We start from the raw sequence: 17063 nt of genomic DNA on the forward strand, positions 1-17063 counted from the left end.
GGAATTAAAAATTAAGAATTAAAAATTGATAAAAACATCATAATTCATAATTCATAATTTTTAATTATTTAAAAGGTTGCCTTCAAACTAATATGAACAATAGAATTAGAAAGTTTTATGGCTTGTTCGTTGGTGCTTCCGTTGGCGTAAATCAAATTGAAAAGTCCGTTTTTTGTCAATAATCCAAATCCGAAACCTAGTCCAAGAAGATTGCCATTAGAATTAGTGGTCTTGTCTTGAAAATAACCGTAATCTATTATAGAATAAACATAAATATTTGGCGAAAGAATATAGCGATATTCAGTCAAAATAGAGGAGAAGATGTTGCCTTGCAAACTATTCTCATTAAAACCTCGAATCGAATTGATACCGCCAAAACGATGCAACTCATTAATAATAAAATCATCACTTTGCAAATAGAAATTCTGAGTTTTTAAATTGACCACATTTTTATTGTTGAGATACAAATTGTGTTTCAAATTCAAACTTCCAAAAAACTGCGAATTACTTTGAAATTTAGACTCGCGTTTTCCTGTTCCAATTTTTACACTATAATTACTTTTTTCCGGAAACAGAAAATCATCTTGTTTGAAATCTACAAACTCAAAAGTAGATGTGATAAATTGGTTTTCAAAGTCACTAATAGTAGAGGTATTTACATTATTAATGTCGCTAGATTCAGCCGATTGATAACCTAAATACAATCTAGTATTGTAATTAAAATAATAACCTAAGTCGATAGAAGTTTGAGTATTTTGAAAGGTACTATCTTGTTTGAAAATGTTTAATTGCGCTTTCAAACCAATCGGACTTTTAAAAATATAAGGAAGTTCCAAACCTAGATTAAACGTTTTTTGATCTTCTCCATTGCTTTTCCAATATAAAGCTATTTTTTCACCTGAATTTAAAATGTTATTCAAAGTCAAATCCAAATAACCATTAAAAATGACTTTAGAATTCTCATCATTAGAAAATCCAATAAAACCATCAAAATTATTTGCTTTTGCTTTTTCCAAATAAACATAAACTTTGGTAGAATCTTTGGTAAATAAAATCTCAGGATATTTAGTTTGCTTTACAAATCGATATTGTTCAATGTCTTTATAAAGTTTTTCCAAATTCTGTTGATTGAAAACTCTTTTTTTATAAAGTCGTTTCAGATTTTTCTTATGACCTTCCGGAAATTTGTCATAACCATTAATAACAATATCATTCAGTTGACGCTTTTGTTCCGTTTTTACATTCAATTCGGCAGTAACAACACCTTTTTTATTTTTAATGTTTAGTAATTTTACTTTTGCCATAGAAAAGCCTTTTGATTCCAATTGTTTCAATGTAGCATTCAAAAAAGCTTCACTTTCACTAAAAGGCAATTTCAAAGTATCATTTTTAACTTCATAAATACCCCAATTTTTAACGGCATAATCTTTACCTATATATATATGTATAAAATTAGTTTTTTCACCTATATTATATTGGTATAAAAAAGTGCTGTCATTTTCCTTTTTACTTTCAATAATTTCTTGTTCTAAAAAACCAACCTTCAACAACTTTTCCGAAAATAATTTTGTTTCATCAACAACACCTTTGGCATTACTAAAAGATTTAGAATAACCTACAGAATCGATAATTTTAGTTTGCTTGTCATTTTCACCAATAATCTTCAAATGCACATTTTGCCCAAAGCTATTTAGGGAAAACAGAAGTGTGAAAATTAAAATTAGTTGTTTCAAAATATTTTTTTGTTTTGTCATCCTGAGCTTGTCGAAGGAGGAGCGAATGGGTTGAGCTTTATCAGCAATCCTTATTCCTGCTGCCTTTCCAAATCTTTTTTTACAAAAAAAGGATTTTCCCTTGCATCAGGGCTATAGAGCTAGTTATTTTACTATTTGTTATCGTTGTAAAAATAACGTAAAATTTTAGAGTTTAATATATTTTTTTCCGTCGTTAAGAAATGTTATTGAAAATTAATGAATTATGATTTTTTTTATTAAAAATAATTACTACATTTGCAACCCCGTAAAAAGCGGGAATTTTATAAACAAGTAATTTTTAGTATTTAATTATGCCAACTATTCAACAATTAGTAAGAACAGGAAGAACTCAGATCACTAAGAAGAGTAAATCGGTTGCTTTAGATTCTTGTCCTCAAAGAAGAGGTGTTTGTACGCGTGTTTACACTACAACTCCAAAAAAACCAAACTCTGCAATGCGTAAAGTAGCGCGTGTACGTTTGACTAATGGAAATGAAGTGAATGCTTACATCCCAGGTGAAGGACACAATTTACAAGAGCACTCGATAGTATTAGTGAGAGGCGGAAGAGTAAAAGATTTACCAGGAGTTAGATACCACATCGTTCGTGGTGCGCTTGATACCTCAGGTGTAGCAGGAAGAACGCAACGTAGATCTAAGTATGGTGCAAAACGTCCAAAAGAGGCGAAAAAGTAATTTTTAAAACTCAAAAAGAAAAGACATGAGAAAAAGAGCAGCAAAGAAAAGACCTCTTTTACCAGATCCAAGGTTTAATGACCAATTGGTAACACGTTTTGTAAACAACTTAATGTGGGATGGTAAAAAATCTACAGCTTTTAAAGTATTTTATGATGCAATTGACATCGTAGAAGCAAAGAAAAACAATGATGAAAAATCAGCATTAGAAGTATGGAAAGATGCTTTAACTAACGTTATGCCTCACGTAGAAGTACGTAGTCGTAGAGTTGGTGGAGCTACATTTCAAATTCCAATGCAAATCAGACCAGATAGAAAAATTTCTATGGCAATGAAGTGGATGCTTCTTTATGCTCGTAGAAGAAATGAGAAATCTATGGCTCAAAAACTAGCTTCTGAAATTTTAGCTGCTGCTAAAGAAGAAGGTGCTGCTGTTAAAAAGAGAATGGATACTCACAAAATGGCTGAAGCAAACAAAGCATTCTCACACTTTAGATTTTAATACATACAGAAATGGCTAGAGATTTAAAATTCACGAGAAATATTGGTATTGCAGCTCACATTGATGCTGGTAAAACAACAACAACTGAGCGTATATTATTTTACACTGGTAAATCGCATAAAATTGGTGAGGTGCACGATGGTGCTGCAACAATGGACTGGATGGCACAAGAGCAAGAAAGAGGTATTACAATTACTTCTGCTGCTACAACTTGTGAGTGGAATTTTCCAACAGAACAAGGAAAAGTATTACCAGAATCACAACCTTATCACTTCAATATTATTGATACTCCTGGACACGTTGACTTTACTGTAGAGGTAAACCGTTCTTTACGTGTACTTGATGGTTTAGTTTTCTTGTTTTCTGCTGTTGATGGTGTTGAGCCACAATCAGAAACTAACTGGAGACTTGCTGATCAATATAGAGTTCCACGTATGGGATTTGTTAATAAAATGGACCGTCAAGGATCTAACTTTTTGGCAGTTTGTCAACAAGTAAGAGATATGCTAAAATCAAATGCAGTTGCAATCACTTTACCAATTGGTGAAGAGAATGATTTTAGAGGTGTAGTTGATTTAGTAAAAAATCAAGCAATTGTATGGCATGATGCAACTCAAGGTGCAACTTTTGATATAATTGATATACCAGCTGATATGGTTGCTGAAGTTAAGGAGTATAGAGATATACTTATTGAAGCGGTTGCTGATTATGATGAAAATCTGCTTGATAAATATATGGAAGATCCTGATTCTATCACAGAAGAAGAAATAAATAATGCTTTACGTGCAGCTACTATGGACATGGCTATCATTCCTATGATTGCAGGTTCTTCTTTCAAAAACAAAGGAGTTCAGTTCATGTTAGATGCTGTTTGTAAATATTTACCATCTCCTTTAGATAAAGAAGGTATTCAAGGTATTCACCCTGATGATGCTGATTTATTAGAAGAAGATCAAACTAAAATCTTACGTCGTCCTGATGTAAAAGAGCCGTTCGCTGCTCTTGCATTTAAAATTGCTACTGACCCTTACGTTGGTCGTTTAGCTTTCTTCCGTGCTTATTCAGGTCGTTTAGATGCAGGTTCTTATATCTTAAACACTCGTTCTGGAAACAAAGAAAGAATTTCTCGTATCTACCAAATGCATGCTAACAAACAAAACCCAATCGATTACATCGAGGCTGGAGATATTGGTGCAGCAGTTGGATTTAAAGATATCAAGACTGGAGATACAATGTGTGATGAAAAACACCCAATTATTCTTGAGTCAATGAAATTCCCTGCGCCGGTAATTGGTATCGCTATTGAACCAAAAACTAAAGCAGACGTTGATAAAATGGGTATGGCTTTAGCTAAATTAGCTGAGGAAGATCCAACATTTACAGTAAGAACTGATGAAGCTTCAGGTCAAACGATTATTTCAGGTATGGGTGAGTTGCACTTAGACATTCTTGTAGATCGTATGAAACGTGAATTCAAAGTTGAAGTTAACCAAGGTGAACCTCAAGTAGAATACAAAGAAGCTTTCACAAAATCTGCTCAACACAGAGAGACTTATAAAAAACAATCTGGAGGTCGTGGTAAATTCGGAGATATCGTATTTAGACTTGAGCCTGCAGATGAAGTTGATGGAAAAGTGCCTGTAGGGTTACAATTCGTTAACGAAGTTAAAGGTGGAAACGTTCCTAAAGAATATATTCCTTCTGTAGAGAAAGGTTTTAGAGAAGCAATGAAAACTGGTCCATTAGCTGGATATCAAGTAGATAGTTTAAAAGTAACCTTATTGGATGGATCTTTCCACCCAGTAGATTCTGATGCGCTTTCTTTTGAATTAGCAGCTAAAATGGGATACAAAGAGGTAGCAAAAGCTGCAGGTGCTGTTATCCTTGAGCCAATTATGAAAATGGAAGTAATTACTCCAGAAGAAAACATGGGGGATATCGTTGGTGATATTAACCGTCGTAGAGGTCAAGTAAATGATATGGGTGACAGAAATGGAGCTAAAACTATCAAAGCTAATGTGCCTTTATCAGAAATGTTTGGATATGTTACAACATTAAGAACATTATCTTCAGGTAGAGCAACTTCTACAATGGAATTTTCACATTATGAACAAACTCCTTCTAATATTTCAGAAGAAGTTATCAAAAAAGCAAAAGGTAACGCTTAATTTTTAACAAGATGAGTCAAAAAATTAGAATAAAATTAAAATCTTACGATCACATGTTGGTTGATAAATCAGCTGAGAAAATCGTAAAAACTGTGAAAAGCACAGGTGCTGTTGTAACAGGTCCAATTCCGTTACCAACTCACAAAAAAATATTTACTGTATTACGTTCTCCTCACGTTAATAAAAAATCGAGAGAGCAGTTTGAAGTAATGTCATACAAAAGATTATTAGATATTTACTCTTCATCTTCAAAAACTATTGATGCTCTAATGAAATTAGAGTTACCAAGTGGTGTTGAAGTAGAAATTAAAGTTTAATCTGAGTAAGATTTGAAAAATAAAACCGCTAAAGTAGCACTTACTTAGCGGTTTTTTTAAACTTTAAAATAATATTTGGTGGTTGCAATATTAGTTGTATATTTGCACCCTCAAAAGAGGCGGTATGTATCGTTCTCAAAATTAATTAATTAATAAATTGTTTAATATGTCTGGGTTAATTGGAAGAAAAATCGGCATGACTAGCATTTTCGATGAAAACGGGAAGAACATTCCTTGTACAGTAATCGAAGCTGGACCTTGTGTCGTTACCCAAGTCAGAACCAATGAGGTTGACGGGTATGAAGCTCTTCAACTTGGTTTCGATGACAAAACAGAAAAACATGCTACTAAAGCTGACTTAGGTCACTTTAAAAAAGCTGGTACTTCTGCTAAAAAGAAAGTCGTTGAATTCCAAGGGTTTGAAGGTGAGTTTAAATTAGGTGACAATGTCACTGTTGAGGTATTCAGCGAAGGAGAATTTGTTGATGTACAGGGTGTTTCTAAAGGTAAAGGTTTTCAAGGTGTTGTAAAACGTCACGGTTTTGGTGGTGTTGGACAAGCTACACATGGTCAACATAACCGTTTAAGAGCGCCAGGTTCTGTAGGAGCATCTTCTTATCCATCACGTGTATTCAAAGGAATGCGTATGGCTGGAAGAATGGGTGGTGAAAATGTAAAAGTACAAAATCTTAGAGTTTTGAAAGTAGTTGCTGAAAAGAATCTACTTGTTGTTAAAGGAGCTATTCCTGGATGCAAAAACTCTTATGTAATCATTCAGAAGTAATGGAAGTAAAAGTATTAGACATCAACGGAAAAGAAACTGGAAGAAAAGTTCAACTTTCTGATTCAGTTTTCGCAATTGAGCCAAATAATCACGCAGTATATCTTGATGTAAAGCAATATCTTGCTAATCAAAGACAAGGAACGCACAAAGCTAAAGAAAGAGCTGAAGTTGCAGGTTCTACTCGTAAGATTAAAAAGCAAAAAGGTACTGGTACAGCTCGTGCAGGTAGTAAAAAATCTCCAGTTTTTAAAGGAGGAGGAACTATCTTCGGACCTAGACCAAGAAGTTATTCTTTTAAATTGAATAAAAGTTTGAAAAGATTGGCAAGAAAATCTGCCTTCTCTTTGAAAGCTAAAGAATCAAATTTAATCGTAGTAGAAGATTTTAATTTTGAAACTCCAAATACTAAAAAATTCATTAGTGTTTTGAAAGCCTTAGGGTTAGAAAATAAAAAATCTCTAATAGTGTTGGGTGATTCAAATAAAAATGTATATTTGTCGTCACGCAATTTAAAAGCATCTAGCGTTGTAACTAACTCTGAGTTAAGTACTTACGCTATTTTAAATGCTAATAATTTAGTTCTTTTAGAGGGTTCTTTAGAAGGAATTGAAGAAAATTTAAGTAAATAACAAGCCATGAGTATCATAGTTAAACCTATTATTACAGAAAAAATCACCAAAGATGGTGAGGTTTTCAATCGTTTTGGTTTCGTTGTAGATAAAAAAGCTAACAAAGTACAAATTAAGAAAGCTGTTGAAGCTACTTATGGAGTGTCAGTTGTTAGTGTTAATACAATGAATGTTAGACCAGATAGAACTACTAAATACACTAAAAGTGGTTTGATAAGTGGAAAGTCAAATGCTTACAAAAAAGCAATTGTTCAAGTACAAGAAGGAGAAACAATAGATTTTTACAACAATATCTAATAAATTAAGATGTCAGTAAGAAAATTAAAACCTATTACCCCGGGTCAGCGATTTAGAGTTGTTAATGGTTTTGACGCCATTACAACTGATAAGCCGGAGAGATCTTTGATCGCACCGATAAAAAACTCAGGAGGTAGAAATAGTCAAGGAAAAATGACCATGCGTTATACAGGCGGTGGTCACAAACAAAGATATCGTATCATTGATTTCAAAAGAACTAAAGTTGGAATTCCAGCTACAGTGAAATCAATTGAGTATGATCCAAACAGAACTGCTTTTATCGCATTATTATGGTATGCTGATGGAGAGAAAACGTATATCGTTGCTCAAAACGGTTTACAAGTAGGACAAACTGTTGTATCTGGTGAAGGTGCAGCTCCTGAAATTGGAAATACTTTACCATTAAGTAAAATTCCTCTAGGAACAGTAATTTCATGTATTGAATTACGTCCTGGTCAAGGTGCTACAATCGCTAGAAGTGCAGGTACTTTTGCTCAATTAATGGCAAGAGATGGTAAATACGCTACAATTAAAATGCCATCAGGTGAAACAAGATTAATCTTGTTAACTTGTTCAGCTACTATTGGAGCAGTATCTAATTCTGATCATCAATTAATTGTATCTGGTAAAGCAGGTAGAACAAGATGGTTAGGAAGAAGACCAAGAACAAGACCGGTAGCTATGAACCCTGTCGATCACCCAATGGGTGGTGGTGAAGGACGTTCATCTGGAGGTCACCCACGTTCTAGAAAAGGTCTTCCTGCTAAAGGTTATAGAACTCGTTCTAAAGTTAACCCGAGTAATAAGTATATTGTTGAACGCAGAAAGAAATAATTAGATAGACATGGCACGTTCATTAAAAAAAGGACCTTTTGTACACTACAAATTAGATAAAAAAGTTCAAGAAAATATTGCTGGAGGAAACAAAGGAGTTGTTAAGACATGGTCTAGAGCTTCAATGATTACACCAGATTTCGTAGGACAAACTATCGCAGTACACAATGGTCGTCAATTTGTTCCAGTTTATGTAACTGAGAACATGGTAGGTCACAAATTAGGAGAGTTTTCACCAACAAGATCATTTAGAGGTCATGCTGGAGCAAAAAATAAAGGTAAAAAATAAGAAGCAATGGGAGTTCGTAAAAGAGAATCAGCAGACGCAAGAAAAGAGGCTAATAAGTCTATAGCTTTTGCTAAATTAAATAACTGCCCTACTTCACCTAGAAAAATGCGCTTAGTAGCAGACTTGGTAAGAGGTCAGAAAGTGGAAAGAGCTTTAAATGTATTAAGATTTAGCTCAAAAGAAGCTTCACGCAAATTAGAAAAACTATTATTATCTGCAATCAATAACTGGGAGCAAAAAAATAGTGAAGGTAATGTAGCTGAAGCAGGCTTATTTGTAAAGGAAATCCGTGTTGACGGTGGAATGATGTTGAAAAGACTTCGTCCAGCACCACAAGGAAGAGCACACAGAATTAGAAAACGTTCTAATCACGTTACAATCGTATTAGGACAATTAGATAACACACAAAGCAATTAATTAAGATGGGACAAAAGACAAATCCAATAGGAAACAGACTTGGTATCATCAGAGGATGGGATTCAAACTGGTATGGTGGAAATGATTACGGTGATAAAATCGCTGAAGATTATAAAATCAGAAAGTATATTCATGCTCGTTTATCAAAAGCTAGTGTATCAAAAGTAATCATCGAGAGAACTTTGAAACTTGTAACCGTTACTATCACTACTGCTAGACCTGGTATCATTATCGGAAAAGGTGGACAAGAGGTAGACAAGTTGAAAGAAGAACTTAAGAAAATTACTGACAAAGAGGTTCAAATCAACATCTTTGAAATTAAAAGACCTGAGTTAGATGCTTATTTAGTTGCAACAAGTATTGCTCGTCAAATCGAAAGCCGTATTTCATACAGAAGAGCTATTAAGATGGCTATCGCAGCAGCAATGCGTATGAATGCAGAAGGTATTAAAGTTTTGATTTCAGGTCGTTTGAATGGTGCTGAAATGGCACGTTCAGAAGGTTTTAAAGAAGGAAGAATTCCTTTGTCAACTTTCAGAGCTGATATTGATTACGCACTTGGTGAAGCTCATACTACTTATGGTAGAATGGGAATCAAAGTATGGATCATGAAAGGTGAGGTTTACGGAAAACGTGATTTATCTCCACTAGTTGGAATGGATAAAAAGCAAGCTTCTGGTGGAAAAGGTGGAGACTCTCCTAGAGGAGATAGAAAACCATTCAACAAAGGTGGTAAACCAGATGCACGTAAAAGAAAGTAATTTTTTAAATTAAAGAAAAATGTTACAGCCTAAAAGAACAAAATACCGTAAGGTACAAAAAGGTAGAATGAAAGGTGTTTCTCAAAGAGGACACATGCTTTCAAGTGGAATGTTTGGAATTAAATCTGTACATGAAAAAGGTGTATTTTTAACTTCACGTCAAATAGAAGCTGCGCGTATTGCTGCAACTCGTTTTATGAAAAGAGAAGGACAACTTTGGATTAATGTATTCCCAGACAAACCTATAACAAAGAAACCTCTTGAGGTACGTATGGGTAAAGGTAAAGGTGCCGTAGAATATTGGGCTGCCGTTGTTAAACCCGGAAAAATTATGTTTGAAGTTGGAGGAGTACCTTTAGCAGTTGCAAAAGAGGCATTACGTCTTGCGGCTCAAAAGCTTCCAGTTAAAACTAAGTTTGTTGTTGCTAGAGATTTCGAAGCATAATATATATAAAATTATGAAACAATCAGAAATTATTAGTCTGTCTACAGCTGAGTTACAAGTTAAACTTAGTGAAGTAAAAAAAACATACGCTGAATTAAAAACCGCTCACGCTATTTCACCAATTCAAAACCCACTTCAAATTAGAACAATGAGAAGAGCGGTAGCAAGATTGGCAACTGAATTAAGCAAAAGAGAATTGTAATCTGCTGAACGATGGAAGATAAAAGAAATTTAAGAAAAGAAAGAATTGGTGTGGTTACTAGCAACAAAATGGAGAAATCTATAGTTGTTTCTGAAACAAGAAGAGTAAAGCATCCAATGTATGGTAAGTTCGTGTTAAAAACTAAAAAATATGTTGCACACGACGAAACAAATGACTGTAACATTGGTGATACAGTAAAGATCATGGAAACAAGACCTTTATCTAAGTTGAAATGTTGGAGATTAGTTGAAATCATTGAAAGAGCGAAATAGTTATGGTACAACAGGAATCTAGATTAAAAGTAGCAGATAACACAGGAGCAAAAGAAGTTTTGACTATCCGTGTTTTAGGAGGAACGAAACGTCGTTATGCCTCTGTTGGAGATAAAATTGTAGTGTCTATTAAAGATGCAACACCAAACGGAAACGTAAAAAAAGGTGCTGTTTCTACTGCAGTTGTTGTACGTACCAAAAAAGAAGTGAGAAGAGCTGATGGATCTTATATCAGATTTGACGATAACGCATGTGTATTGTTAAATGCTGCAGGTGAAATGAGAGGTACTCGTGTTTTTGGTCCGGTTGCCAGAGAACTTCGTGAAAAACAATTCATGAAAATTGTATCATTAGCACCTGAAGTGCTTTAATTCGATTAATGATGACAAAGTTAAAAATAAAATCAGGTGACGTAGTAAGAGTTATTGCTGGAGACCATAAAGGTACTGAAGGTAAAGTTCTTAAAGTTGACCGTGAGAAAAATAAAGCGATTGTTGAAGGTGCTAACATGGTTTCAAAACATACGAAACCAAGTGCGAAAAACCCTCAAGGAGGAATCGTTAAGAAAGAAGCTCCTATTCATATTTCTAATTTGTCTTTGATAGATCCTAAATCTAAAGAAGCTACAAAAACAGGAACAAGAGTAGAAGGAGATAAGAAAGTGAGATTTTCTAAAAAATCAAATCAAGTATTATAGTTATGGCATATATCCCTAGACTAAAAGAAGAGTATAAGAGCAGAGTAATTGCAGCTCTTAAAGAAGAGTTCGGTTATAAAAACGTAATGCAAGTTCCTAAACTTGAAAAAATCGTTATTAGCCGTGGAGTTGGTGCAGCTGTATCAGATAAAAAGTTAGTTGACTACGCAGTAGATGAATTAACTAAAATTACTGGTCAAAAAGCGTTAGCTACAATTTCCAAAAAAGACGTAGCGTCATTCAAATTAAGAAAAGGAATGCCTATTGGTGCTAAAGTTACTTTGCGTGGAGAAAAAATGTATGAGTTTTTAGATAGACTTATTACTTCAGCTTTACCACGTGTAAGAGATTTTAGTGGAATCAAAGCTACTGGATTTGACGGAAGAGGTAATTATAATCTTGGTGTTTTGGAACAAATCATTTTCCCAGAAATTGATATTGATAAAGTAAACAAAATTTCAGGTATGGATATTACTTTTGTAACTTCAGCAGCAACTGATAAAGAAGCAAAATCATTATTAGCAGAATTAGGTTTACCTTTTAAAAAGAATTAAGACATGGCTAAAGAATCAATGAAAGCCCGCGAGGTTAAAAGAGAAAAAACGGTAGCTAAGTATGCTGAAAAGAGAAAAGCTTTATTAGAAGCTGGAGACTATGAAGGTTTACAAAAATTACCTAAAAATGCTTCACCAGTTCGTTTACACAATCGTTGTAAATTGACAGGTAGACCAAGAGGTTATATGCGTCAATTCGGTCTTTCACGTGTAACATTCCGTGAAATGGCAAACCAAGGATTAATTCCAGGTGTTAAAAAAGCTAGTTGGTAAATTAGTTTATTTCAGCAGATAATTGTACATTTGCCGGATTTTTGCCGGTAACGTGCAATTATCTGCTTTAAAAATTGAGTTTAATGGCTTCAGGTTCAACAGAATAGTTCTTTTGAAAACCGTAGCCGAATTTTAATAAATATGTATACAGATCCGATTGCAGATTATCTTACGAGAGTCAGAAATGCTGTTAGAGCTAACCACAAAGTGGTTGAGATTCCAGCTTCTAATCTTAAAAAAGAAATCACAAAGATTTTATTCGATCAAGGATATATCTTAAGTTACAAATTTGAGGATTCAACCGTTCAAGGTTCTATCAAAATTGCTTTGAAGTATGATAAAGATACTAAAGAGCCTGTAATTAAAGACATCCAAAGAATTAGTAAACCAGGTTTACGTAAGTACGCAGGTGCTTCAAAATTACCAAGAATCTTAAATGGTTTGGGTATTGCTATTGTTTCTACATCAAAAGGTTTGATGACTGGAAAACAAGCTAAGCAATTGAATGTTGGTGGAGAAGTAATTTGTTACGTATACTAATTTAAAGCTAAGCGACAATGTCAAGAATAGGAAAAAATCCAATTGTAGTTCCAGCTGGTGTAACTGTAGAAGTTACTGAAGGATTGGTTACAGTAAAAGGAAAATTAGGACAACTAACTCAGGAGTTTTCGGACGTTACTGTAAAGTTAGAAGAAGGTCAAGTAATTGTGGAAAGATCATCTGACCACAAAGATCATAGAGCTAAACATGGTTTATACAGATCATTAATCAATAATATGATTATTGGAGTATCAACTGGTTTTACTAAAGAATTAGAGCTTGTGGGTGTGGGATACAGAGCTTCAAATCAAGGACAAAAACTTGATTTAGCTTTAGGTTTTTCTCACAATATCATTTTAGAAGTTGCTAAAGAAGTTACTTTAGAAACTATTTCTGAAAAAGGTAAAAACCCTATCGTAAAACTTACATCTTATGATAAACAACTTTTAGGTGCTATTACTGCGAAAATTAGAAATTTCCGTAGACCAGAACCATACAAAGGAAAAGGTATCAAGTTTGTAGGTGAAGTATTAAGAAGAAAAGCAGGTAAATCAGCTTAAAAATAAAGGTTATGTCATTAACAAAATCTGAAAGAAGACAGAGAATCCAGTATAGAATAAGAAAGATTGTTAGCGGTACTGCTGCTAGACCAAGACTTTCTGTATTCAGAAGTAATAAAGAAATCTACGCACAGCTAATTGACGATGTAAATGGTGTTACTTTATTAGCTGCTTCATCTAGAGATAAAGGAGCGGATATTAAAGGTACTAACGTAGAAGTTGCAACAGCGGTTGGAAAACTTGTTGCTGAAAAAGCGTTAAAAGCCGGTATAGATTCAGTAACATTCGATAGAGGAGGTTATTTATATCACGGTCGTATTAAATCATTAGCAGAAGGCGCTAGAGCCGCTGGACTTAAATTCTAATATATTATGTCTAAATACAAAAATGTAGAATTAGTAAAACCTAGTGGTCTTGAATTAAAAGATCGTTTGGTAAGTGTAAATCGTGTTACCAAAGTAACAAAAGGTGGTAGAGCTTTTGGGTTCTCAGCAATTGTTGTTGTAGGTGATGAAAATGGTGTTGTTGGTCATGGATTAGGAAAATCTAAAGACGTTTCTGAAGCAATTGCGAAAGCAGTAGAAGATGCAAAGAAAAATTTAGTTAGAATTCCTTTAAGTGGTCAATCTGTACCTCACGAACAAAAAGGTAAATTTGGTGGAGCTCGTGTGTTCTTAATGCCTGCATCTCATGGTACAGGAGTTATTGCTGGTGGTGCTGTTCGTTCAGTACTTGAATCAGTTGGAATTCACGACGTATTATCAAAATCTCAAGGTTCTTCAAATCCACATAACGTGGTGAAAGCAACTTTTGATGCATTACTACAAATGAGAAGCGCCTATACTGTTGCAAAACAAAGAGGAGTTTCTTTAGAGAAAGTTTTTAAAGGTTAATTCAAGGAAATTATGGCTAAATTATTAGTAAAACAAGTTAGAAGCAAAATCAACTGTCCACTTACTCAAAAAAGAGGTTTAGAAGCTTTAGGTCTTCGTAAAATGGGACAGGTTGTTGAGCATGATTCAAATCCAACAATCCTTGGAATGATAAATAAAGTTAAACACTTAGTTTCCGTTGAGGAAGTTAAATAACAATTATAGTTATGAATTTAAGTAACTTACAACCTGCTGAAGGTTCTACACACAATCAAAATAAAAGAGTTGGTAGAGGAGAAGGTTCTGGTAAAGGTGGTACTTCTGCAAGAGGTCACAAAGGAGCAAAATCTCGTTCTGGATATTCTAAAAAGATTGGTTTTGAAGGTGGTCAAATGCCACTTCAAAGACGTGTGCCTAAGTTTGGTTTCAAGAACATTAACAGAATTGAGCATCAAGGTGTAAATCTTGACACTCTTCAAGCTTTAGTTGATAACGGAATCGTTACTGATACTGTAGATTTTACAGTTTTAGTCGAAAACCGTTTAGCTACCAAAACCGAATTAGTTAAAATTTTAGGTAGAGGTGAATTAAAAGCAAAATTAAAAGTAACTGCTCACAAATTTACTGCTACTGCAAAAGCTGCTATCGAAGCTGCTGGTGGTGAAGCAGTAACATTATAATATTCTGACCTTATGAAGAATTTTATTGAATCGTTTAAGAATGTTTGGAAAATAGAAGAGTTGAGAAACAGAATCTTATTTACTTTAGGTTTACTTTTAGTATATAGATTTGGTGCTCATGTAACTCTTCCTGGTATCGATGCTACACAGCTTTCTGGACTTGCTGGGCAAACAGATAAAGGAATTGGATCAATTCTTGATATGTTTACCGGTGGAGCATTTTCAAAAGCATCTGTTTTTGCATTAGGTATTATGCCCTACATTTCTGCTTCAATTGTTGTTCAGTTAATGGGTATAGCAATTCCTTATTTGCAAAAATTACAAAAGGATGGTGAAAGTGGTAGAAAGAAATTAAACCAAATTACACGTTGGTTAACTATTGGTATCACATTACTTCAAGGTCCAGGTTATATTTATAACTTGTACAGAACCATTCCTAGTAGCGCATTTTTGTTAGGATTTGATTCATTTTCTTTCTTATTTTCTTCAGTTTTGATTTTAACTACAGGTACAATTTTTGCTATGTGGTTAGGAGAAAAAATTACTGATAAAGGTATAGGAAATGGTATATCTCTATTAATTATGGTCGGTATTTTAGCAAGATTACCTCAAGCACTTATTCAAGAATTTCAATCAAGAGTAACCAACAATAATGGTGGTTTAATGATTCTTGTTATTGAAATTATTGTTTGGATGTTGGTAATTATTGCTTGTGTACTTTTAGTTATGGCAATTAGAAAGATACCTGTTCAATATGCTAGAAGAACAACTTCTGGTGATTTTGAACAAGATATGATGGGTGGTAATAGACAATGGATTCCATTAAAATTAAATTCAGCTGGTGTTATGCCAATCATTTTTGCTCAAGCAATTATGTTTATCCCTGCTGCTTTAGCTGGTCTTTCACAGTCTGAAACATCTCAATCTATTGCAGGTGCTTTTAGCAACATGTTTGGATTATGGTATAATTTAGTATTTGCTTTATTAATCATTATCTTTACATTCTTTTACACGGCGATTACGGTTCCAACAAATAAAATGGCAGACGATTTAAAGAGAAGTGGTGGTTTTATACCAGGTATTAAACCAGGTGTTGAAACAGCAGATTTTCTTGATAAAATTATGTCATTGGTAACTTTTCCAGGTTCGTTATTCTTAGCTTTAATAGCTGTGTTCCCAGCAATTGTAGTTAGTTTAGATGTACAACAATCATGGGCTATGTTCTATGGTGGAACTTCTTTAATCATTATGGTTGGAGTTGCAATCGATACTATTCAACAAATAAACACTTATTTATTGAATAAGCATTATGATGGTTTGATGAAAAGTGGTAAAAATAGAAAAGCAGTAGCTTAATTTTTATGGCAAAACAATCAGCAATAGAACAAGACGGATCAATAATTGAAGCATTATCAAATGCTATGTTCCGTGTAGAATTAGAAAACGGACATATCGTTATCGCACACATTTCAGGAAAAATGCGTATGCATTACATCAAGTTGTTACCTGGTGACAAAGTGAAACTTGAAATGAGTCCTTACGATTTGTCTAAAGCAAGAATCACTTACAGATACTAAAGTTATTAAAAATGAAAGTAAGAACATCAGTAAAAAAGAGAAGCGCAGAATGTAAAATTGTGCGTAGAAAAGGAAGATTATACGTTATTAACAAAAAGAATCCTAGATTTAAACAAAGACAAGGATAATTATGGCAAGAATAGCAGGGGTAGATATACCTAAAAATAAAAGAGGTGTTATAGCACTTACCTATATCTTCGGAGTAGGAAAAAGTAGAGCTATTGAGATTTTAGAAAAAGCTCAAGTTAGCCAAGATACTAAAGTTCAAGATTGGAATGATGATCAAATCGGAGCAATTCGTGATGCTGTATCATACTACAAAATTGAAGGTGAACTTCGTTCAGAGACTTCATTAAACATCAAACGTTTAATGGATATCGGATGTTATAGAGGAATTCGTCACAGATCTGGTCTTCCATTAAGAGGACAAAGAACTAAAAACAATTCTAGAACAAGAAAAGGTAAGAGAAAAACTGTTGCTAACAAGAAAAAAGCAACTAAATAGTAAGTAATATGGCTAAAGCAAGTACAAAAAAACGTAAAGTTATTATTGAATCTTCAGGAGAAGCTCATATTAATGCAACTTTTAACAACATCATCATTTCGTTAACTAACAAAAAAGGTGAAGTTATTTCTTGGTCTTCTGCTGGTAAAATGGGCTTTAGAGGTTCTAAAAAGAACACTCCTTATGCTGCTCAAATGGCAGCTGAAGATTGCAGTAAAGTAGCATTAGAAGCAGGACTTAAAAAAGTAAAAGTTTATGTTAAAGGTCCAGGTAACGGAAGAGAATCTGCTATCAGATCAATACATAACAGTGGAGTAGAAGTAACAGAAATCATTGATGTTACTCCAATGCCTCACAATGGATGTCGTCCTCCAAAAAGACGTAGAGTATAATTTTATACTGAATTTTCAGTATCTAATATATAATTAAGTATAACAAG

Annotated in this window: 30 protein-coding genes; 29 read left to right on the forward strand and 1 reads right to left on the reverse strand. The window is 33.9% G+C overall.

Features of this window, described 5'->3' with window-relative positions; all coding sequences use genetic code 11:
- Window positions 1–68: 68 nt before the first annotated feature.
- Window positions 69–1733 carry a BamA/TamA family outer membrane protein gene (locus tag ACYU7A_RS07705; RefSeq protein ID WP_460575504.1) on the reverse strand — a complete coding sequence of 555 codons (1665 nt, stop codon included), beginning with the start codon at window positions 1731–1733 and terminating at the stop codon, window positions 69–71.
- 332 nt (window positions 1734–2065) lie between these two features.
- On the opposite strand from ACYU7A_RS07705, the gene rpsL reads away from it, so the two are divergent.
- From rpsL to rpsK, 29 genes are all read left to right on the forward strand, one after another.
- On the forward strand, window positions 2066–2449 hold the full coding sequence (gene rpsL, locus ACYU7A_RS07710; protein ID WP_007136570.1) for a 30S ribosomal protein S12: 384 nt from the start codon (window positions 2066–2068) through the stop codon (window positions 2447–2449).
- Between the two features lie 25 nt (window positions 2450–2474).
- Window positions 2475–2951: a 30S ribosomal protein S7 gene (rpsG, locus tag ACYU7A_RS07715; RefSeq protein WP_344816880.1), complete on the forward strand. Its 477-nt coding sequence runs from the start codon at window positions 2475–2477 to the stop codon at window positions 2949–2951.
- 11 nt (window positions 2952–2962) lie between these two features.
- The gene (gene fusA, locus ACYU7A_RS07720) at window positions 2963–5119 is read left to right on the forward strand and encodes an elongation factor G (protein ID WP_396146346.1); all 2157 of its coding nucleotides are present in this window, start codon (window positions 2963–2965) and stop codon (window positions 5117–5119) included.
- A gap of 11 nt (window positions 5120–5130) precedes the next feature.
- Entirely contained in the window at window positions 5131–5436 is a 306-nt protein-coding gene (rpsJ, locus tag ACYU7A_RS07725) for a 30S ribosomal protein S10 (protein WP_274782155.1), read from the forward strand.
- Window positions 5437–5602: 166 nt separating this feature from the next.
- The gene (gene rplC / locus ACYU7A_RS07730) at window positions 5603–6220 is read left to right on the forward strand and encodes a 50S ribosomal protein L3 (RefSeq protein ID WP_344816879.1); all 618 of its coding nucleotides are present in this window, start codon (window positions 5603–5605) and stop codon (window positions 6218–6220) included.
- A complete protein-coding gene (gene rplD, locus ACYU7A_RS07735) occupies window positions 6220–6849 on the forward strand; it encodes a 50S ribosomal protein L4 (protein ID WP_396146367.1) in 630 nt (209 codons plus the stop codon). The genes rplC and rplD overlap by 1 nt, the downstream gene beginning before the upstream one ends.
- Window positions 6850–6855: 6 nt before the next feature.
- Window positions 6856–7146, forward strand: a complete 291-nt coding sequence (gene rplW, locus ACYU7A_RS07740) for a 50S ribosomal protein L23 (RefSeq protein WP_290835169.1) — start codon at window positions 6856–6858, stop codon at window positions 7144–7146.
- 9 nt (window positions 7147–7155) lie between these two features.
- On the forward strand, window positions 7156–7980 hold the full coding sequence (gene rplB, locus ACYU7A_RS07745; protein ID WP_344816878.1) for a 50S ribosomal protein L2: 825 nt from the start codon (window positions 7156–7158) through the stop codon (window positions 7978–7980).
- 10 nt (window positions 7981–7990) lie between these two features.
- Window positions 7991–8269: a 30S ribosomal protein S19 gene (gene rpsS / locus ACYU7A_RS07750; RefSeq protein WP_007136562.1), complete on the forward strand. Its 279-nt coding sequence runs from the start codon at window positions 7991–7993 to the stop codon at window positions 8267–8269.
- A gap of 6 nt (window positions 8270–8275) precedes the next feature.
- On the forward strand, window positions 8276–8686 hold the full coding sequence (gene rplV / locus ACYU7A_RS07755) for a 50S ribosomal protein L22 (protein ID WP_298119769.1): 411 nt from the start codon (window positions 8276–8278) through the stop codon (window positions 8684–8686).
- A gap of 5 nt (window positions 8687–8691) precedes the next feature.
- Window positions 8692–9447, forward strand: coding sequence for a 30S ribosomal protein S3 (gene rpsC, locus ACYU7A_RS07760; protein ID WP_298119771.1), 756 nt, complete (start codon window positions 8692–8694; stop codon window positions 9445–9447).
- Window positions 9448–9466: 19 nt separating this feature from the next.
- Complete coding sequence (gene rplP / locus ACYU7A_RS07765) at window positions 9467–9892, forward strand: 50S ribosomal protein L16 (protein WP_344816877.1); 426 nt, start codon at window positions 9467–9469, stop codon at window positions 9890–9892.
- Between the two features lie 13 nt (window positions 9893–9905).
- On the forward strand, window positions 9906–10094 hold the full coding sequence (gene rpmC, locus ACYU7A_RS07770) for a 50S ribosomal protein L29 (RefSeq protein ID WP_298119774.1): 189 nt from the start codon (window positions 9906–9908) through the stop codon (window positions 10092–10094).
- Window positions 10095–10105: 11 nt separating this feature from the next.
- Complete coding sequence (gene rpsQ, locus ACYU7A_RS07775) at window positions 10106–10366, forward strand: 30S ribosomal protein S17 (protein ID WP_035125656.1); 261 nt, start codon at window positions 10106–10108, stop codon at window positions 10364–10366.
- A gap of 2 nt (window positions 10367–10368) precedes the next feature.
- On the forward strand, window positions 10369–10737 hold the full coding sequence (rplN, locus tag ACYU7A_RS07780; RefSeq protein WP_007803649.1) for a 50S ribosomal protein L14: 369 nt from the start codon (window positions 10369–10371) through the stop codon (window positions 10735–10737).
- An 11-nt stretch (window positions 10738–10748) separates the two neighbouring features.
- Window positions 10749–11063, forward strand: a complete 315-nt coding sequence (gene rplX, locus ACYU7A_RS07785) for a 50S ribosomal protein L24 (RefSeq protein ID WP_298304742.1) — start codon at window positions 10749–10751, stop codon at window positions 11061–11063.
- Window positions 11064–11065: 2 nt separating this feature from the next.
- A complete protein-coding gene (gene rplE / locus ACYU7A_RS07790; protein ID WP_298304734.1) occupies window positions 11066–11617 on the forward strand; it encodes a 50S ribosomal protein L5 in 552 nt (183 codons plus the stop codon).
- A gap of 3 nt (window positions 11618–11620) precedes the next feature.
- On the forward strand, window positions 11621–11890 hold the full coding sequence (rpsN, locus tag ACYU7A_RS07795; protein WP_035125659.1) for a 30S ribosomal protein S14: 270 nt from the start codon (window positions 11621–11623) through the stop codon (window positions 11888–11890).
- 141 nt (window positions 11891–12031) lie between these two features.
- Window positions 12032–12430: a 30S ribosomal protein S8 gene (rpsH, locus tag ACYU7A_RS07800; RefSeq protein ID WP_298304731.1), complete on the forward strand. Its 399-nt coding sequence runs from the start codon at window positions 12032–12034 to the stop codon at window positions 12428–12430.
- 17 nt (window positions 12431–12447) lie between these two features.
- A complete protein-coding gene (gene rplF / locus ACYU7A_RS07805; protein ID WP_460575515.1) occupies window positions 12448–12990 on the forward strand; it encodes a 50S ribosomal protein L6 in 543 nt (180 codons plus the stop codon).
- 11 nt (window positions 12991–13001) lie between these two features.
- Window positions 13002–13355, forward strand: a complete 354-nt coding sequence (gene rplR / locus ACYU7A_RS07810; RefSeq protein ID WP_298304726.1) for a 50S ribosomal protein L18 — start codon at window positions 13002–13004, stop codon at window positions 13353–13355.
- Window positions 13356–13358: 3 nt separating this feature from the next.
- Window positions 13359–13883: a 30S ribosomal protein S5 gene (gene rpsE, locus ACYU7A_RS07815; protein ID WP_089046918.1), complete on the forward strand. Its 525-nt coding sequence runs from the start codon at window positions 13359–13361 to the stop codon at window positions 13881–13883.
- Between the two features lie 12 nt (window positions 13884–13895).
- Window positions 13896–14078, forward strand: a complete 183-nt coding sequence (rpmD, locus tag ACYU7A_RS07820) for a 50S ribosomal protein L30 (protein WP_298119790.1) — start codon at window positions 13896–13898, stop codon at window positions 14076–14078.
- Between the two features lie 11 nt (window positions 14079–14089).
- Complete coding sequence (gene rplO, locus ACYU7A_RS07825; protein WP_344816874.1) at window positions 14090–14542, forward strand: 50S ribosomal protein L15; 453 nt, start codon at window positions 14090–14092, stop codon at window positions 14540–14542.
- A gap of 12 nt (window positions 14543–14554) precedes the next feature.
- Entirely contained in the window at window positions 14555–15898 is a 1344-nt protein-coding gene (gene secY, locus ACYU7A_RS07830) for a preprotein translocase subunit SecY (RefSeq protein WP_298304721.1), read from the forward strand.
- Window positions 15899–15903: 5 nt separating this feature from the next.
- Complete coding sequence (gene infA, locus ACYU7A_RS07835) at window positions 15904–16119, forward strand: translation initiation factor IF-1 (RefSeq protein ID WP_007136545.1); 216 nt, start codon at window positions 15904–15906, stop codon at window positions 16117–16119.
- An 11-nt stretch (window positions 16120–16130) separates the two neighbouring features.
- Window positions 16131–16247, forward strand: coding sequence for a type B 50S ribosomal protein L36 (ykgO, locus tag ACYU7A_RS07840; protein ID WP_081932050.1), 117 nt, complete (start codon window positions 16131–16133; stop codon window positions 16245–16247).
- A gap of 2 nt (window positions 16248–16249) precedes the next feature.
- Entirely contained in the window at window positions 16250–16624 is a 375-nt protein-coding gene (rpsM, locus tag ACYU7A_RS07845) for a 30S ribosomal protein S13 (RefSeq protein ID WP_344816872.1), read from the forward strand.
- Window positions 16625–16632: 8 nt separating this feature from the next.
- Window positions 16633–17016, forward strand: coding sequence for a 30S ribosomal protein S11 (gene rpsK / locus ACYU7A_RS07850; RefSeq protein WP_274782172.1), 384 nt, complete (start codon window positions 16633–16635; stop codon window positions 17014–17016).
- Window positions 17017–17063 lie beyond the last annotated feature (47 nt).

It is taken from the genome of Flavobacterium koreense (assembly GCF_054776075.1).